We start from the raw sequence: 17,050 nt of genomic DNA, 5'->3' as shown, positions 1-17,050 counted from the left end.
CGGTGGCGCGGATTGCGCTGAACCAAGCCGTTGACGCCGACTCATAGCCTTTGTTGTTTTCGCCGCTCTCTCTGTTCTTTTGAAAGAAAACCGATGATGTTCAAAGTCGAGGGACACAAGCTCCGTTCCTATCTCTTCGCATTCGGCCTGGCCTGCACGGCGGCCGTGGGTTTCTTGCCGGCCACGCCGGTCATTGCGCAGACGCGTGGATTGCCCGATTTCGCCGATCTCGTGGAGCAGGTGGGCCCCGCGGTCGTCGGGATCCGCACCGTCGAGAAAGTCTCCACGCGTGGGGGTGGCAGCGGCAGCGGGGAAATGGACGAGGAGATGCAGGAGTTCTTCCGGCGTTTCTTCGGGCAACCCGCACCGGGCAATCCGCGCCCGGGTCCGCGCCCGAACCGCCCGCAACAGCCCCAGGAAGAAGAGCGTCCGCGCGGCGTGGGCTCGGGCTTCATCCTGACTGCCGACGGCTACGTCATGACCAATGCCCACGTGATCGAGGATGCGTCTGAAATCATCGTCACGTTGACCGACAAGCGCGAGTTCAAGGCCAAGCTGATCGGTGCGGACAAGCGCAGTGACGTCGCCGTCGTCAAGATCGAGGCGACGGGCCTGCCGGTGGTGAAGGTCGGCGACATCTCGAAGCTGCGCGTCGGCGAATGGGTGATGGCCATCGGCTCACCCTTCGGTCTCGAGAACACCGTGACCGCCGGCATCGTGAGCGCAAAGCAGCGCGACACGGGCGAGCTGGTGCCCCTGATCCAGACAGACGTTGCGATCAACCCGGGCAACTCGGGTGGTCCGCTGATCAACCTGCGTGGCGAGGTGGTCGGTATCAACAGCCAGATCTACTCGCGCTCGGGCGGCTACATGGGCATTTCGTTCTCGATCCCGATCGACGAAGCGATTCGCGTCAGCGACCAGCTGCGCGCGACCGGCCGCGTTTCGCGCGGGCTGATCGGCGTTGCCATCGGCTCGGTCTCGAAGGATGTGGCCGAGTCCATCGGCCTGGGCAAGGCGCGCGGCGCGCTCGTGAGCAGCGTGGTGCCGGGTTCGGCGGCCGACAAGGCCGGCGTGCGCGAGGGCGACATCATCACCAAGTACGGCGACAAGGTCATCGAGACGCCGAGCGATCTCTCGCGCTCGGTGGCCAGCACCAAGCCAGGGGTCAAGAGCACGCTGACCGTGTTCCGCAACGGCAGTACGCGTGAACTCTCGATCACCGTTGCCGAGGGCGATCCGGAGGCCAAGCCGTCCAAGCGCCAGCCTGATCGCGAAGAGCCGCAGGCCAAGCCATCGGCTGCAGGCAAATCGCTCGGTCTGGCGGTCAGTGATCTGACCGACGCCCAGAAGAAGGAACTCAAGGTGCGCGGAGTGCGCATCGACGCAGCGAGCGATGCCGCTGCGAGGGCCGGCCTGCGGGAAGGAGATGTGATCCTGTCGATCGGCAACATCGAAGTCTCGAGCGTCAAGGAGTTCGAGGCCGCGATCGCCAAGGCCGACAAGAGCAAGGCGCTCAGCGTGCTGTTCCGCCGTGGGGAATGGGCCCAGTACGCCCTGATCCGCCCCTCACGCTGATCTGGCGCTGCCGTCAAGTGGCCCCACCCGGCAGTCGGGTTTGGGGCCGTTTTTTTGAGGTGTTTACGACGTTCGGGCGCCGGGCTCTAAAAAAATCTGGAGCGCCAAAAGCACCGAGATTTGTTTGTAATCACTAACTTATTTGAAGGCTAAGGACGGTTTTCGGTAGAATAGAGCACTCGCGGCGGCCGGTCAGCGCATAAGGAGTGCAACGACCTTCACGATGCGAGATGTCAGACAGCAGTCCACCGGTGCTCCACAGATCGCCCACAAGTTGTTCATAGACTGCTCCACCGATCCTGTTGATAACCTGTTTATATCTTTGATGTTGTGGACCTGCAACGAGCCCTTTGGACCCCGTTCCCGGATGTACGTGCCTCCCTTTTTGCCTACAATGAAGTTCCAACTACTGCAGTTGCCATTGCTTGTTGGTTCAGGGCGCGTCTCCAGAAGACGCGCCCTTTTTTCTTGCCCGCTCACTGCTGGGCACGAGCCAATTCAAGTACTTAAGCGTTCCCGTTGATGAATCACATCAGAAATTTTTCGATCATTGCGCACATCGATCACGGCAAGTCGACACTCGCAGACCGTTTGATCCAGCGTTGCGGCGGCCTCGCAGAACGCGAGATGGAAGCGCAGGTGCTCGACTCGATGGACATCGAAAAAGAGCGTGGGATAACCATCAAGGCGCAGACCGCCGCGCTGCACTACAAGGCACTCGATGGACAGGTCTACAACCTCAATCTGATCGACACGCCGGGCCACGTCGACTTCTCTTATGAAGTGAGCCGTTCGCTGTCGGCATGCGAAGGCGCGCTGCTCGTCGTCGATGCATCGCAAGGCGTCGAAGCGCAGACGGTGGCCAACTGCTACACCGCGCTCGACCTCGGCGTCGAAGTGGTGCCGGTGCTCAACAAGATGGATTTGCCGAACGCCGATCCCGACAACGCACGCACCGAAATCGAAGATGTGATCGGCATCGACGCGACCGATGCGATTCCGTGTTCCGCCAAGACCGGCCTGGGCATCGACGAGATCCTCGAAGCGATCGTGCACAAGATGCCGGCACCGCGCGGCAATCCCGACGGCCCGCTGCGCGCGATGATCGTCGACAGCTGGTTCGACGCCTACGTCGGCGTCGTCATGCTGGTGCGCGTGGTCGATGGCCGGCTGGCGAAGGGCGAGCGCATCAAGATGATGGCGTCCGGCGCCATGTACAACGCCGACAACATCGGCGTCTTCACGCCGGCCACCGAAGCGCGCGCTTCACTCGAGGCGGGCGAGGTGGGCTTCATCATCGCGGGCATCAAGGAGCTGCAGGCGGCCAAGGTCGGCGACACCGTCACGCTGATCAAGGCGGGCACGGGCGGCGCGGCAGCGACGGCCACCGAGGCGCTGCCGGGCTTCAAGGAAATCCAGCCGCAGGTGTTTGCCGGGCTCTACCCGACCGAAGCCAGCGAGTACGACTCGCTGCGCGACGCGCTCGAAAAGCTCAAGCTCAACGATTCGTCGCTGCGCTACGAACCTGAAGTGAGCCAGGCGCTCGGCTTCGGTTTCCGCTGCGGCTTCCTCGGCCTGCTGCACATGGAGATCGTGCAGGAGCGGCTGGAGCGCGAGTTCGACCAGGACCTGATCACGACCGCGCCCAGCGTGGTCTACCAGGTGGTGCGCAACGACGGCGAAGTCATCATGGTGGAGAACCCGTCCAAGATGCCCGATGTCGGCAAGATGAGCGAGATCCGCGAGCCGATCGTGACCGTGCATCTCTACATGCCGCAGGAATACGTCGGCGCCGTCATGACGCTGGCCAACCAGAAGCGCGGCGTGCAGATGAACATGGCCTACCACGGCCGCCAGGTCATGCTGACCTACGAGATGCCGCTCGGTGAGATCGTGCTCGACTTCTTCGACAAGCTGAAATCGGTCAGCCGGGGCTATGCCTCCATGGACTACGAGTTCAAGGAGTACCGCGCGTCCGACGTGGTCAAGGTCGACATCCTCCTGAACGGCGAGAAAGTCGATGCGCTTTCGATCATCGTGCACCGCACCCAGTCGCAGTACCGCGGCCGGGCGGTGGTCTCGAAGATGCGCGAGATCATTTCGCGCCAGATGTTCGACGTGGCGATCCAGGCCGCCATCGGGGTCAACATCATTGCGCGTGAGACAATCAAGGCCCTCCGCAAGAACGTGCTGGCCAAGTGCTACGGCGGCGACATCACCCGCAAGAAGAAGCTGCTCGAGAAGCAGAAGGCGGGCAAGAAAAGAATGAAGCAGATCGGTTCCGTCGAGGTCCCGCAAGAGGCCTTCCTGGCGATTCTGCAAGTCGAAGACTGATCAAAAAAATGGCACTCATCACTTCCCTGGTCCTTGCGGCGTTCGCCAGCTATGTCGGCGCCTGGTATTTCGGCGCGATCGAAGGCAACTTCGCATTGCTGCTGTTCGTGGCCACGGTGGTTACCGGCCTCTACTGGCTGGCCGAGCGCTTCTATTTCCTGCCGAGGCGCGAAGCGGCCGCCGCCAAGCTCGAGGCCTCGATGGCAGAGCGCAACGCGCGGCTGGCCGGGCAGGGCATTACCCAGGTCGACACCGCCGACACCAAGGCCAGCGAGCGCCTGCTCATGCAGCCTTGGTGGCTCGACTGGACGGCGGGCCTCTTCCCGGTGATTCTGGTGGTGTTCCTGCTGCGCTCGTTCCTCTACGAGCCGTTCAAGATCCCTTCGGGTTCGATGATGCCCACGCTGCTGACCGGCGACCTGATCCTGGTCAACAAGTTCACCTACGGCCTGCGCCTGCCGGTCATCAACACCAAGATCACCGATGGCACGCCGCTTGCGCGCGGCGACGTCGTGGTGTTCCGCTATCCGCCCAAGCCCAGCATGGACTACATCAAGCGCGTGGTCGGCATCCCGGGCGACGAAGTGGCTTACCTGAACAAGAAGCTCACGATCAACGGGCAGCCGGTGTCGAAGACAGCGGCCCCCGACTATCTCGACGGCGAATCGATGCGCCTGCTCAAGCAGTTCGACGAGGATCTCGCCGGCAAGCAGCACAAGATCCTCAACGACGAAGGTGCGCCTTCCTTCGTGCCGGGCGCCAGCGACTTCCCGTTCCGCGAGAACTGCCGCTACTCCGTCGAAGGCGTGGTCTGCAAGGTGCCTGCCGGCCAGTACTTCATGATGGGCGACAACCGCGATAATTCGGCGGATTCGCGCTTCTGGGGCTTCGTTCCGGACAAGAACATCGTGGGCAGGGCGTTCTTCGTCTGGATGAACTTCGGCGATTTCGGTCGCATCGGTCCATTTCAATAAGCAGTCATTCAACACTGTTCGAGGGGTAAGAGGGCATGAGAGCAAACCGGTCCATCCGCAGCAGGGCCGCGCACCAGCGCGGCATCTCGTTCATCGGCCTGCTGTTCGTCGCGGCAGTACTCGGCTGTCTGGGCGTGGTCGTCGCGCAGGTCATTCCGACATTGATCGAATGGCAGGCCATCGACAAGGCCGCCAACAAGGCCAAGGAGGGCACGACCGTGCCCGAAGTGCGAGCCATCTTCGATCGCGCTCAGGCCATTGACGACTTCAAGTCGGTCATGGGCAAGGATCTCGACATCAAGAAGGTCGGCGACAAGGTCGTCGTCTCGTATGCCTACGAACGCGAGATCCCCTTGTTCGGTCCGGCCTACCTGACGCTCAAGTACAAGGGCGAGACCCGCTGAACGCGGCGCTGAAAAAGGTGGACGGCAGCCTCGTCGCGCTGCAGGCGCGCCTCAAGCATTCGTTCTCCGACACGCGGCTGCTCCAGCTCGCGCTCACGCACCGCAGCTTCTCGGCCGACCACAACGAGCGCCTCGAGTTCCTCGGCGACTCGGTGCTCAACCTGGCGGTATCGCATCTGCTGTACACGCGCCTTTCGGCCCTGCCCGAAGGCGACCTGTCGCGGGTGCGGGCCAACCTGGTCAAGCAGGACACCCTGCATCGGCTGGCGCTCGAACTCCAGCTGTCGCCGCTGCTGCGGCTCGGCGAGGGCGAAGCCCGCTCGGGCGGCCCCAGCCGGCCTTCGATCCTGGCTGACGCGCTCGAGGCGTTGATCGGCGCTGTCTACCTTGACGCAGGCTTTGCAGCCGCCGAAGCGCTGGTGCGCCGCCTGTACGAATCGGTCGAGATCAACCCGCGCATGGAAGCGGCCGCCAAGGACCCGAAAACCGAATTGCAGGAATGGCTGCAGGGCCACAAAATGAAGCTGCCGCTGTACCGCGTGGCGGCAACCCTGGGTGCAGCGCACAAACAGACTTTCGATGTCGAGTGCGAGGTGCCCGAGTTGGGTCTTCGCGAACGCGGCATCGGCGGCTCGCGCCGCGCCGGCGAGCAGGCTGCCGCGGCTGCCATGCTGATCCGGCTCAAGGCACGCGGAGCCGCGTGAAATCACAATGAACGACGTTACCAATCCAGAAGCCGGACCTGAAGACACCACAGGCGACACTGCGGGCGCAGGCGCTCCCCAACACTGCGGCCTCATCGCCATCGTCGGCAAGCCCAACGTGGGCAAGTCGACGCTCCTCAATGCGCTGGTCGGCCAGAAGATCAGCATCACCTCGCGCAAGGCGCAGACCACGCGCCATCGCATCACCGGCATGCGCACGCTGGGTGCGACGCAGTTCGTGTTCGTCGATACGCCGGGCTTCCAGACCCTGCACGCCAACGCGCTGAACAAATCGCTCAACAAGACCGTGCAGGGCGCGGTGGGTGACGTGGACCTGATCCTGTTCGTGGTCGAGGCCGGCAGTTTCACACCCGCCGACGAGCGCGTGCTCAAGCTCCTGGGCAAGGGCATTCCGACCGTACTGCTCGCCAACAAGCTGGACAACGTGCACCGCCGCGGCGACATCGCGCCCTGGCTGCAGACCATGCAGGCGAAGCACGCCTTCGCCGAGTTCGTGCCGATGTCGGCCAAGAATGCCAAGGACGTTGAGCGGCTCTTCGGTATCTGCGAAAAATACCTGCCCGAGCAGCCCTGGTTCTACGCCGAAGACGAGCTCACCGACCGCAGCGAGAAATTCCTGGCTGGCGAGTTGGTGCGCGAGAAGCTGTTCCGCCTCACCGGCGACGAACTGCCCTACACCTCGACCGTCATCATCGACAAGTTCGAGGAAGAGCCGCCGCAGAAAAAGGGCCAGAAGCGCCTGCTGCGCATCGCCGCCACCATCGTGGTCGAGCGCGATGGTCACAAGGCCATGGTGATCGGCGACAAGGGCGAGCGCATCAAGCGCATCGGCATGGAAACGCGCGTCGAGCTCGAGAAGCTGGCCGACGCCAAGGTGTTCCTCGAACTGTGGGTCAAGGTGCGTTCCGGCTGGGCCGACGACGAAGCCCGGGTCCGCTCGTTCGGCTACGAATGAAGTGGCCACTGCCCACCGCGTTTCGCACGAACCGGCGTACGTGCTCCATCGCTACGACTGGAGCGAATCGAGCCTGATCCTGGAGGTCTTCACCCGCCACCACGGGCGCATCGCGTTGGTGGCCAAGGGGGCGAAGCGGCCGAGTTCCAATTTCCGGCCGGTGCTGCTGCCGTTGCAGCCGCTGCAGCTCAACTACGGTGGCGATGCCGAGATCCGCACGCTCAAGGGCGCCGAATGGATGGGCGGCCATGTCATGCCGACCGGCGAAGCGCTGCTCTCGGGTTACTACGTCAATGAACTGCTGCTGCGCCTGCTGGCACGGGACGATGCGCACGAGGCGCTTTTCGACGCCTATGCCGGAGTGGTGCAGGTGCTCGCGGGCGACCACGCCGGCGCCCAGGCAGCAACCCAGGCCGCCGCGCTGCGCGCTTTCGAGCTGATCCTGCTGCGCGAAGTCGGCCTGCTGCCCTCGCTCGACGTACAGACGCTGACCCTGGAGCCGCTCGACGCCAGCGTGCGCTACAGCCTCGTGCCCGAGGCGGGGCTCCGGACGGCGACGGATGGCGAGGCCGGCCTGGCCGGTACCGACTGGCAAGCCCTGCAGGCCGTGCTGGACGACCGCGCCCCCTTCACCGCGACCCTGCGCGAGATCGCCACCATGAATGCCGGCAGCAACAGCGCCCTCAGAAACCAGCTGCGCGCCCTGCTCAACTACCATTGCGGCGTGTCCACGCTGCGCACGCGGCAAATGATGAGAGATCTGCAAGCACTATGAGCACTTCAGGCAACGCCGGCACCACCACCTCCTTGTCAGTCAACCTCAACAAGGTGGCTTTGGTCCGCAACACGCGCCATCTGGGCATTCCCAGCGTTCTGACGGCCGCCAATGCCTGCCTCACCGCCGGCGCCCAGGGCATTACCGTGCATCCACGGCCCGACGCGCGCCACATTCGCGCACATGACGTGAGCGACCTGTCCGCGCTGCTCGCCAAGGACTGGCCGGGCATCGAGTTCAACATCGAAGGCAATCCCTTCCACAACCTGATGGACTTCGTGCGCGAACTGCGCCCGCACCAGGCCACCTTCGTGCCCGACAGCGAATCCCAGTCGACCAGCGACCACGGCTGGAGCTTCCCCGACGACGCCGAGCGTCTGCGCCCGCTGATCGCCGAAGCCAAGGCGCTGGGCGTGCGTGTCAGCCTGTTCATGGACCCGATTCCCGAGATGATGGCCGCGGCCAAGGCCGTGGGCGCGGACCGCGTCGAGCTCTACACCGAAGGCTATGCCGCATCGCGCGGCACAGCCGACGAAGAGGCCGTGCTTGCACGCTACGTCGAATCGGCACGCGCGGCGCAAGCTGCCGGCCTCGGCGTCAATGCCGGCCACGACCTGAGCCGCGACAACCTGACCGCGTTCCTGGGCGCGGTGCGTGGTGTCCACGAGGTCTCGATCGGCCACGCCTTCGTCGCCGATGCGCTCGAACTCGGATACGCCGCCACGACGCGCGAATACCTGCGCTGCATCACCGAGGCGCAACAGGCTCGGCCTGCATGATCTACGGCATCGGCACCGACATCTGCGATTTGCGTCGCATCGCCGCGACCTTCGAGCGCCAGGGCGAGCGCTTCGCCCGCAAGGTGTTGAGCGACGCCGAATTCGCGGTCTGGCAGGCCCGCAGCGCGCGATGGCCCAAGCGCGGCCTCAGCTACCTCGCGACCCGCTTTTCCGCCAAGGAAGCCTTCAGCAAGGCCATTGGCCTGGGCATGCGCATGCCGATGACCTGGCGCCTGTGCGAGATCGCCAACCTGCGCAGCGGCAAGCCGGTCATCGTGCTGCACGGCGAGCTCAAGGACTGGTTCGAGGCCAGGGGCCTGACCGCCCACGTCACGGTGACCGACGAAACCGAATACGCCGCGAGCTTCGTCGTGGTGGAGCAGAAAGACATCCAAAACGAAGCATGACCGTGACAACGACAAGCACCCACGCGCCGCTCATCATCGATGTGGCGGGCACCGAACTCAATGACGCCGACCGCAGGCGTCTCGCCAACCCGCTGGTCGGCGGCGTGATCCATTTCACCCGCAACTGGCAGGACCGCGCGCAGATGACGGCGCTCAATGCCGGGATCAAGGCGATCCGCCCCGACCTGCTGATCTGCGTCGATCACGAAGGCGGGCGTGTGCAGCGCTTTCGCACCGATGGCTTCACGCGCCTGCCTTCGATGCGTTCGCTGGGCGAGCTGTGGATGCGCGATGCGATGCGCGCCACGCAGGTCGCGACGGCGGCGGGGCTGGTGCTTGCCGGCGAGTTGCGTGCCTGCGGCGTCGACTTCAGCTTTGCACCGGTGCTTGATCTCGACTACGGCGGCAGCAGCGTGATCGGCGACCGCAGCTTCCACCGCGACCCGCGCGTGGTGGCGCTGTTGGCCAAGAGCGTGATGCACGGCATGCTGCAGATGGGGATGCGCAACTGTGGGAAGCATTTCCCGGGGCATGGGTTCGTGAATGCCGACTCGCATGTGGAGATTCCGGTCGACAAGCGCAGCCTCAAAGCAATCCTGGCCGACGATGCCAGGCCTTACGAATGGCTCGCCGGCACGCTCGCGGCCGTGATGCCCGCGCACGTCATCTATCCCAAGGTCGATGCGCGGCCTGCGGGCTTTTCATCGAAGTGGCTTCAGGATGTGCTGCGGACCCGGCTCGCGTTCGATGGCGCGATCTTCAGCGACGACCTGAGCATGGAAGCCGGGCGGTACATCGATGGCGAGTTGTTGAGCTTTACCGACGCGGCGTTGGCGGCGCTCGAGGCGGGATGCGACCTGCCCATGGTCTGCAACCAGAGCGTGGGCGATGGCGCACTGCTGGACGAATTTCTTGAAGGCTTCGGCGCCGCCGCGGCGTCAGGGCGCTGGCAAGCCAACGCCACCAGCGAAGCGCGCCGGCAGTCGCTGCTGCCCCAGGCGCCCGCACCGAGCTGGCAGTCGATGACAGAGTCGTCGGCGTATCGCGGCGCCAAACGACGGCTTTCCCTTGTCGGCATCGAGGAAAGCGCTCCGTCCTGAGGAGATAGACCATGCCTTTGTGCCTCAGCTTCTTCCAGCGCAAGGATGACGCGGTACTGCGCAACCATGCGCACTATTGCCGCTCGTTCGGGTATGACCACCAGTGGGTGGACAGCGATCACATCATTCATCCCGCGTTGCGTGCCGGTGCCAGGTACAGCGAGATGCTTCGCCGTCTGCGCGGGCTGGCCGAGGGCGATTGGTTGCTGTTCCTCGATGGCAATTCGGTGGTTTTTCACCCCGTTGCCATCGAGACCCTGATGGAAGGCCGCGATCTGCTGGTGCTCGAGAGCCCGGCCGTCGGCGAGCATGCCGGCCTCGCGATGACCAACATGATGGCGCTGCGTAACACGCCCGCCAACAGGGCCCTGCTGCATCGGCTGCTTGAGGACTGCGGCCAGGTGATCGCGCTGGTGACCGACCGGCTCGACGAAGCCGCACGGCTGCGCCCTGCGGGAATGCTGGGATGCAATGCCACGGTCGGGGACATCTACGTGAACGTCTCCTGGCGCATCAGCCAGTGGTTCCACGCCCGCATCTTCGTGGTGAACATGGGTCCGTTGCCCATCGTCGCGCCGGGCGGCGGGCTGCGCGAAGACATGCTGCACGACCTCAACCTGCAGCGCCTGCTGGTCGACCAGGTCAATGACGCCCTGATGCACGGGCGCCCCGTGCTGCAGCAAGCGGCTTATCCAGAGCTTTCCAGCGAGCCCCTCACCACCTACAACCCGGGCGCGCGCATTGCGTTCCTGACGCTGTACACCCATCACATCAACAGCTATGCGCGCGTTTCCGAGCACAACGCGAAGCGCTATTGCGACAGGCACGGATATACCTATCACGTGTACCGAGCCGTTCCGGAGGAGATCGGGCCGGGCATCAACGGTTCGTGGGTCCGTACATGGCTGCTGCAGCAGCACCTCGCACAGCACGACTGGATCATCTGGATCGACGCGGACACCCTGTTCTTCAACCAGACCCGGCGCATCGATGAGCTGTTGCACGGCCGCGATCTGCTGCTGGGCAAGGACGTGGGGGCCTGGTCGTTCAACTCGGGCGTGATGGGGTTCCGGAACACGGCCCGCAACGCCGAACTGCTGGCACGCATTTGGGCGCGGATCGGCAGCGTCGACGACAAGTCCACCGTCTACGCCAGCCAGGGCGACCAGTACTACACCAACGAGGTGCTGTCGGCCGAGGGGCTGGTCGACTCGGACAGCGTGCTCGACAACCTGAGCATCAACACGCCGCCGCACCTGGCGACCGAAGAGACGCTGCTCGTGCACTTCATCAATCTCGGCGAGCCCTACCGCTCCGCCTACATGGCCGCGCGCGACGCAGCCTCGCAGCGCCTTCGCTGACGACGGCAATCTCCTGCCGGGTCAGAAGGTGTGAATGAATTCGGCGTGCCCGAGCAGCCCGCCTAGGCGCGCCCGATCAAGGCGCAAAGCGCAGCCATAGCTCTGGCTATGGCGAGCGTTTGCAACGCCGACCGGGTGTGTCTGGGTGGGATGAGCGGGCATGGCGGATTCGTTCACACCTTCTCAGTTCCTGAAGACCCGCACGGGCAGCTGATTGGCGGCGGGTGCCAGGAAGGCGGCCACCGCGTCGAGCGCGAACTGGCGCTCGAGCCAGGCTTTGTCCGCCAGGCCCGCATTGAAGAACACTTGCAGCAGCCTCAGGGCTTCGTGCCGTAACGCGCGCGTCAGCGTCTCGTGTTCCACCGGTTGCAGGCCGGGCGCTCTGGAAGGCTTCAAGCAGGCGCTGGCCAGCGTGCCGAGAAGGTGTTCGGCAAATTCGAGCGTCGGCGGCCACAGGTGCGCATAGAGCTGGGCGATCTCGTTCACGTCCTCGCCGCTGCATTGGGGCAGCAGGTAGGCCAGCACCAATGCACGGGCGCGCATGGCGAGCGTTGCCGCCCGAGCGGGATCCGCGGGTGCGGGCGGCGCAGCAGGGGTATGAAGCACCTCTGGAATGACCGCGAAACGCGCGCCGGCCGCGGCGCTCTTGCAAAGCAGGTGCAGGTCGTCGTGAATGGTGAACTCCGGGTCGTGCCGGACACCGCTGCGCTCCAGAAAAGCCCGGCGAACCATGCACGCCGACAGCAACAGGGGCTGGGGCCCGAGGTATTCCGCGACGATGTCCTGATGCCTTTCCGCAAAGCGCAGCGGACCGTCGTCCGTCTCGCACCAGCAGCCCACGATGTCGATCGTGGGGCGGGTTTCCAGCAGCGCGACCTGGCGCTGCAGGCGCTCGGAAGCCGCGACATCACCGGCGTCGAGGAACACGAGGTAGTCGCCCGTGGACTGCGCCAGCGCCATGTTGCGGGCGGTGGCCCGGTCGAACGCCACGGGCAGCTGGATTAGGTGGAGATTGGGGAAGGGCGGGGTTGCGAGGGCGGCATCGAGCTCCTTCGAGTCGGTGGGGGCGATGAGCACGACCTCCAGCTTGATATCGCGCTGTTGGGCCAGGCTTTGCAGGCTGCGTGACAAGGCTTCGGGCGATGCGCCCAGGGCAAGGCAGACGCTCACGCGCGGCAGTTCGGTCGCCACGAACCGGTTGGCCTGTTGGGCGCGCCAGTCGAGGAAGCGCTCGATCGCGGGGCCGACGAGCGGCGGCGCCCACGGGCGGGTGAATCTGTCGAGTCCTTCCCGCTCCAGGACGGCGCGGCGAGGGGCGTCCGCCAGCAGTTCTTCCACGGCTTCGACCAGCCGCTCGTAGGGCGCCCCGACGACGGCTTCGCGCATCCATGGCTCGATTTCGCTGTCGGGGTAGAGCTCGCAGACCACCGCCTTGCGGTGCCGCATCAGGATGGACAGCCGCGGGACTTCGACGATGCGCGAATCTTCCCAGTTGTGAAAATTGAGGACCAACTTGGCGCGGCGCACGTAGTCGTTGCGCTCTTCCAGCGTCCAGTGGCGGCCACGGGTGAGTTCGACGCGCAGGCCACGCGCGATCAGCGTCTCCAGAAGGACGATCCTGCGGCGCGTGAGCGAGCCGAAGAACACGACGTCGATGTCCTGCTGTTCCTCCGGCAGGATGTCCGCGAGGGGCACGACCTGCGCCGCATCGGGCTCCCAGCCCAGGGCGACATAGTCCGCGTTGCGGTAGCCCAGTTCGAGATTTCTCTGGAAGTTCGACTTGCTGTACTCCCAGACATAGGCGCGTTTCAGTACATCGAGGTACTTCTCGGACCACGCGTGCGTTCCGGGCACCATCGGTTCGAAGTTGACGATGATGCAATCGGGGTGGTGCGCCTGGATTTCACTCCACGGTATGTCCCAGAAAAAGAACAGGATGTTGATGGCACCCGGTTCGATGTAGCAAGGGGTATAGCTGGTTGGATAGCCGAGCCTCTCGACCGCCAACCTGAAGGCTTTGACGATGTCGCCACAGACTTCCTCCTGGGACAGCGAGGTGAAGTTGAGTCTGGGCAGCGTCATGGGGGGGTGATGGGGGCCTCGTGCGACCAGAGGCGTTTTCCGCCGAGGTTCAGATGCGTCAGGTACAGCCTGAGATCGAACTCGAATCGATGATAGTCCCGCTCCATGTACGTGCATAGCGCGTAGAAGGCCTTGTCGTGGGCCTTTTCCTTGGTATGCGCCAACTCGTGCACGACGATCATGCGCAGCAGATCGAGAGGCACCTCCTTGAACAGGCTGGCCACCCGAATCTCCCGCTTGGCCTTGAGCTTGCCACCCTGGACGCGCGAGACCGTGGTGTGCGTGCCCAGCGCATTGCGGATCACGTGCAGCTTGTTGTCGAACATCACCTTGGCCAGCGGCTCTGCCTTGCGCATGAACTCGTTCTTGAGTCCGCCCACGTAGTCGTAGAGCGCCCGGTCCGACTGGATGTCGTGCGTGCCGCCGGGATGGCGCTGGCTCAGCAATGCCCCGAGCTTGTCTTGCGCGATCAGCTGCGCGACCTGTTCTTGCAGGCTCGCCGGATAGCCCGCAAGGTATTTCATGTCCGGCGCCGTTGTGGCGTCGCGCAGGCCAACCCGGTGGCCACGCCGCCGAACAGGTCGCCCTCGACGAGGTTCACGCCGGCAAAACTCTTGCGCAGCGCATGCTGGAACGGGCGCAGGGCCGACGAGCCGCCCGTCAAGTAGATCGCATCGAGGTCGCCGCTGCGCAGGCCCGCGCGCTTGACGCAGGCATGCGCACAGGCGATCACGTTCTCGAGCTGTGCGGAAAGCTGCTGCGCCATGTCGACAGGCGAGAGCGTGGCCGTCAGCCCCGCTTCCGCGCATGCGAGGTCGATCGAGGTCTGCGCATCGGTCACGGAGGCATCGATCTTGGCCTGCTCGACGGCGCTGGCAATGCGGTGGCCGTGGCGCTCTTCCAGCACCGTCATCAGCCGGTCGTGCAGCTGCGTGTCGGCATAGTTGGTGCGCAGTTCCTTCGCCTGGCGAACCGCCTTGGCGGCATAGAGCCAGTTGATCAGGTGCCACGACGACAACTCGAAGAACACCTTGCTCGGTACCTCGCGGCCCTGGGGTCCGTGGTGGCGAAAGCCGAACTCCGGCATCACGCGTTCGAGGTTCAGGCGCTGGTCGAAGTCGGTGCCGCCGATGTGCACGCCGCTGGTGGCCAGCACGTCGTCGCTGCGGTCGGTGCGCGCAGCCCGGTCCGGACCCACGCGCACGACGGTGAAGTCCGAGGTGCCGCCGCCGATATCGACGATCAGCACCACCGATTCCTTCGTGATGCGTTGCTCGTAGTCGAAGGCGGCCGCGATCGGTTCGAGCTGAAACGCCACGTCGCGAAACCCCGCGGCGCGGGCTGCATGGCGCAGGCTCTCTTCGGCGCGTTCGTCGCGCTTGGAATCGTCGTCCACGAAATGCACGGGCCGCCCGATCACGACCTGTTCGGGGATTTGGCCGAGCTCGCGCCCGGCGCGCACCGCCAGTTCGCGCAGGAAGCGCGCGATGATGTCCTCGAAGCTCACGAGCCCGTCGTAGACGGCCGTCTTCTCCTGCATCAGCGCGCTGCCGAGCAGGCTCTTGAGCGATCGCATCAGCCGACCCTCGACGCCCGAGAGGTAGAGGGCGACAGCCTCGCGGCCGAAATGGGTCGTGCGGTCTTCGGCGTTGAAGAAGATCGCGGTCGGCAGCGTGGTGGCGCTGCCTTCGACCGGCAGCAGACGGGGGGCTTCACCGCTTGGGGCGCAGGCGATGGCTGAATTCGAGGTTCCGAAGTCGATGCCGAGTGTCGAGATGGATCGTTGCTTCATGCAATCAATGCTTTGCGCGCTCAAATGCGCGGCCTTTCGTGTTCTGGTGGGGGCGACGGGGCTTGTCCGGCGCGGCGACTGCATCCGAAGCGGGGCGTCGAGTGTAAAGGTCAGCGCGGTGCGAGATAGACTGCGGCCCGGTTCGGGGATATAGCGGGAGTTTTCGATGCCGTTGTGCATGACATTTTTCGAGCGGGTCGACGAGCAGGTCCTGCGCAACCATGCGCACTATTGCCGCATTTACGGCTACCCGCACCAATGGGTCGAGTCCTCGCATGTCGGGGACGCATCCCTGCGCAATGGGGTCAAGTACTCGGAGATCCTGCGCCATCTGCGCACACTGGCAGAAGGCGACTGGCTGCTGTTCCTCGATGGAGACTCCGTGGTTTTCCGTCCTGTCGCAGTGGAGCAGTTGATGGAGGGGCGGGATGTGCTTGTGGTAGATGGCCCCAGTGGCCTGGCGCTCACGAACATGATGATCTTGCGCAACACCACGGCTAACCGCAACCTGCTGAACCAGATGCTCGCGGCGGCGGGCGCGGCGGTGGCACGTTCGGTGTCGCGGCTCAGCGAAGCGGATCGGCAAATCGGCTTGACTTCGCGGCTCGACGAAGCCGCACTGTTTCGCCCTGCCGGCATGCTCGGATTCAATGCCTTCCTGGCTGATCGCCATGTCAACGTGAGCTGGCGTATCACCGAGTGGTTCAATGCGCCCGTCTTCGTCGTGAACCTCGCTTCCGTGCCGAAGCTGGAACAGGATGGGCAGGTGCACGAAGACATGCTCCATGACCGCAATCTGCAGCGCCTGCTGGTGCGACAAGTGAATGCAGCGCTATTGGAGGGGTTGCCGATGCTGCAGCAGCCGACGTACCCGGTGCTTTCGGAGGAGCTCGTGTCGAGTGTCAATGTCGATGCGCAAATCGGCTTTGTGACGCTCTACACGCACCACATCAGCACCTATGCGCGCGTGTCCGAGCACAATGTGCGGCGCTATTGCGAGCGCCATGGATACGGCTATCACGTGTACCGGGGCATTCCGGGCGAACTGGATCCCGAGATCAATGGCGCGTGGATCAAGGCCTGGCTGCTTGCGCGGCACCTGGAGCAGCACCAGTGGGTGGTGTGGGTCGATGCCGATATTCTTTTCGTCAACCAGGCGAAGCGCTTCGAGCCATTGCTCGAGGGGCGCGATCTCCTCTTCGCCAAGGACGTGGGCGGATGGACCTTCAACTCCGGAGTCATGGGATTCAGGAACACTGCACACAATGCAGAACTGCTCGCGCGCATATGGGCGCGAATCACAGGGGTCGAAGACAAATCGAGTGTGTACAGCAGCCAGGGCGACCAGTTTCATACAAACGAAGTGATCCGCGAAGAAGGATTGGCCAGCGAGAACAACATCCTCGACTACCTGAGCCTCAATACGCCACCGCACCTGGCCACCAGCGACAGCCTGATGGTCCACTTCATGAGCCTCGGCGAGCCGTATCGCTCGGTCTACATGGCTGACGTGGATGCTGCGTCGCAGCGGATTCGCTGAGGCAGGTACGACGCCTGGGTGCGGTTGCTGAGGGGCCTGCCTGAGCAACATTTCTTGCGCGTCGTTCATCAGCCACAGGCCGAGGCTGCTATCACTTAGTGGAAACTTCTGCGATCCGCTGTCCGGCAAATAAACGATGGACTCGGTGACGTTGCCTTTGACAATCAGACGCCGAGGCGACGGCAGCTCGAATGGGACCGTCTCCGGGTTGATCGGCGTCCGGCCCCTGGTTGTCGTGGTTGCG

At 64.2% G+C, this 17,050-nt stretch carries 15 protein-coding genes; 12 read left to right on the top strand and 3 right to left on the bottom strand.

Features of this window, described 5'->3' with window-relative positions; genetic code table 11:
* Positions 1-93: 93 nt before the first annotated feature.
* From NU688_RS24100 to NU688_RS24050, 11 genes are all read left to right on the top strand, one after another.
* A complete protein-coding gene (locus tag NU688_RS24100) occupies positions 94-1,578 on the top strand; it encodes a DegQ family serine endoprotease (protein ID WP_257863345.1) in 1,485 nt (494 codons plus the stop codon).
* Between the two features lie 522 nt (positions 1,579-2,100).
* Entirely contained in the window at positions 2,101-3,912 is a 1,812-nt protein-coding gene (lepA, locus tag NU688_RS24095) for a translation elongation factor 4 (RefSeq protein ID WP_257863344.1), read from the top strand.
* Between the two features lie 8 nt (positions 3,913-3,920).
* Positions 3,921-4,886 (top strand): signal peptidase I, encoded by a 966-nt coding sequence (lepB, locus tag NU688_RS24090; protein WP_257863343.1) that lies wholly within the window; start codon positions 3,921-3,923, stop codon positions 4,884-4,886.
* A 35-nt stretch (positions 4,887-4,921) separates the two neighbouring features.
* The gene (locus NU688_RS24085; protein ID WP_257863342.1) at positions 4,922-5,290 is read left to right on the top strand and encodes a DUF4845 domain-containing protein; all 369 of its coding nucleotides are present in this window, start codon (positions 4,922-4,924) and stop codon (positions 5,288-5,290) included.
* 17 nt (positions 5,291-5,307) lie between these two features.
* On the top strand, positions 5,308-5,994 hold the full coding sequence (rnc, locus tag NU688_RS24080; protein WP_257863341.1) for a ribonuclease III: 687 nt from the start codon (positions 5,308-5,310) through the stop codon (positions 5,992-5,994).
* Positions 5,995-6,001: 7 nt separating this feature from the next.
* Entirely contained in the window at positions 6,002-6,970 is a 969-nt protein-coding gene (gene era, locus NU688_RS24075) for a GTPase Era (protein ID WP_257863340.1), read from the top strand.
* 1 nt (position 6,971) lies between these two features.
* Positions 6,972-7,745, top strand: a complete 774-nt coding sequence (gene recO / locus NU688_RS24070; RefSeq protein WP_257863339.1) for a DNA repair protein RecO — start codon at positions 6,972-6,974, stop codon at positions 7,743-7,745.
* Positions 7,742-8,524, top strand: coding sequence for a pyridoxine 5'-phosphate synthase (locus tag NU688_RS24065; protein WP_257863338.1), 783 nt, complete (start codon positions 7,742-7,744; stop codon positions 8,522-8,524). The genes recO and NU688_RS24065 overlap by 4 nt, the downstream gene beginning before the upstream one ends.
* Positions 8,521-8,931 (top strand): holo-ACP synthase, encoded by a 411-nt coding sequence (gene acpS / locus NU688_RS24060; protein ID WP_257863337.1) that lies wholly within the window; start codon positions 8,521-8,523, stop codon positions 8,929-8,931. Before NU688_RS24065 ends, acpS begins: the two co-directional genes overlap by 4 nt.
* Positions 8,928-10,031 carry a beta-N-acetylhexosaminidase gene (nagZ, locus tag NU688_RS24055; RefSeq protein WP_257863336.1) on the top strand — a complete coding sequence of 368 codons (1,104 nt, stop codon included), beginning with the start codon at positions 8,928-8,930 and terminating at the stop codon, positions 10,029-10,031. The genes acpS and nagZ overlap by 4 nt, the downstream gene beginning before the upstream one ends.
* Before the next feature lie 11 nt (positions 10,032-10,042).
* Positions 10,043-11,392, top strand: coding sequence for a galactosyl transferase GMA12/MNN10 family protein (locus tag NU688_RS24050; RefSeq protein WP_257863335.1), 1,350 nt, complete (start codon positions 10,043-10,045; stop codon positions 11,390-11,392).
* 183 nt (positions 11,393-11,575) lie between these two features.
* Here the strand turns inward: NU688_RS24050 and NU688_RS24045 are convergent, their stop codons facing one another.
* The 3 genes from NU688_RS24045 to NU688_RS24035 are packed head-to-tail and all read right to left on the bottom strand — an operon-like array spanning position 11,576 to position 15,266.
* The gene (locus NU688_RS24045) at positions 11,576-13,474 is read right to left on the bottom strand and encodes a glycosyltransferase family A protein (protein WP_257863334.1); all 1,899 of its coding nucleotides are present in this window, start codon (positions 13,472-13,474) and stop codon (positions 11,576-11,578) included.
* Positions 13,471-13,998, bottom strand: a complete 528-nt coding sequence (locus tag NU688_RS24040; RefSeq protein WP_257863333.1) for a YgjP-like metallopeptidase domain-containing protein — start codon at positions 13,996-13,998, stop codon at positions 13,471-13,473. The genes NU688_RS24045 and NU688_RS24040 overlap by 4 nt, the downstream gene beginning before the upstream one ends.
* Positions 13,995-15,266, bottom strand: a complete 1,272-nt coding sequence (locus tag NU688_RS24035) for an Hsp70 family protein (protein ID WP_257863332.1) — start codon at positions 15,264-15,266, stop codon at positions 13,995-13,997. The genes NU688_RS24040 and NU688_RS24035 overlap by 4 nt, the downstream gene beginning before the upstream one ends.
* 178 nt (positions 15,267-15,444) lie before the next feature.
* Between NU688_RS24035 and NU688_RS24030 the strand changes: the two genes are divergently transcribed.
* Positions 15,445-16,806, top strand: a complete 1,362-nt coding sequence (locus tag NU688_RS24030) for a galactosyl transferase GMA12/MNN10 family protein (RefSeq protein WP_257863331.1) — start codon at positions 15,445-15,447, stop codon at positions 16,804-16,806.
* The last annotated feature ends 244 nt before the right edge of the window (positions 16,807-17,050 follow it).

This window comes from Variovorax sp. ZS18.2.2 (assembly GCF_024701975.1).
Taxonomy (GTDB): domain Bacteria; phylum Pseudomonadota; class Gammaproteobacteria; order Burkholderiales; family Burkholderiaceae_C; genus Variovorax.
The sequence above is the reverse complement of the archived record's forward strand: the minus strand, read 5'-3'. Positions and strand labels throughout refer to the sequence as shown.

Bases quoted from the DNA above. Each gene is read 5' to 3' on its own strand.
- NU688_RS24085 (WP_257863342.1), top strand. From the start codon at position 4,922: ATGAGAGCAAACCGGTCCATCCGCAGCAGGGCCGCGCACCAGCGCGGC.
- era (WP_257863340.1), top strand. From the start codon at position 6,002: ATGAACGACGTTACCAATCCAGAAGCCGGACCTGAAGACACCACAGGC.
- NU688_RS24050 (WP_257863335.1), top strand. From the start codon at position 10,043: ATGCCTTTGTGCCTCAGCTTCTTCCAGCGCAAGGATGACGCGGTACTG.
- NU688_RS24030 (WP_257863331.1), top strand. From the start codon at position 15,445: ATGACATTTTTCGAGCGGGTCGACGAGCAGGTCCTGCGCAACCATGCG.
- nagZ (WP_257863336.1), top strand. From the start codon at position 8,928: ATGACCGTGACAACGACAAGCACCCACGCGCCGCTCATCATCGATGTG.
- lepA (WP_257863344.1), top strand. From the start codon at position 2,101: ATGAATCACATCAGAAATTTTTCGATCATTGCGCACATCGATCACGGC.
- NU688_RS24100 (WP_257863345.1), top strand. From the start codon at position 94: ATGATGTTCAAAGTCGAGGGACACAAGCTCCGTTCCTATCTCTTCGCA.
- NU688_RS24035 (WP_257863332.1), bottom strand. From the start codon at position 15,266: ATGAAGCAACGATCCATCTCGACACTCGGCATCGACTTCGGAACCTCG.
- acpS (WP_257863337.1), top strand. From the start codon at position 8,521: ATGATCTACGGCATCGGCACCGACATCTGCGATTTGCGTCGCATCGCC.
- NU688_RS24065 (WP_257863338.1), top strand. From the start codon at position 7,742: ATGAGCACTTCAGGCAACGCCGGCACCACCACCTCCTTGTCAGTCAAC.
- lepB (WP_257863343.1), top strand. From the start codon at position 3,921: ATGGCACTCATCACTTCCCTGGTCCTTGCGGCGTTCGCCAGCTATGTC.
- NU688_RS24040 (WP_257863333.1), bottom strand. From the start codon at position 13,998: ATGAAATACCTTGCGGGCTATCCGGCGAGCCTGCAAGAACAGGTCGCG.
- NU688_RS24045 (WP_257863334.1), bottom strand. From the start codon at position 13,474: ATGACGCTGCCCAGACTCAACTTCACCTCGCTGTCCCAGGAGGAAGTC.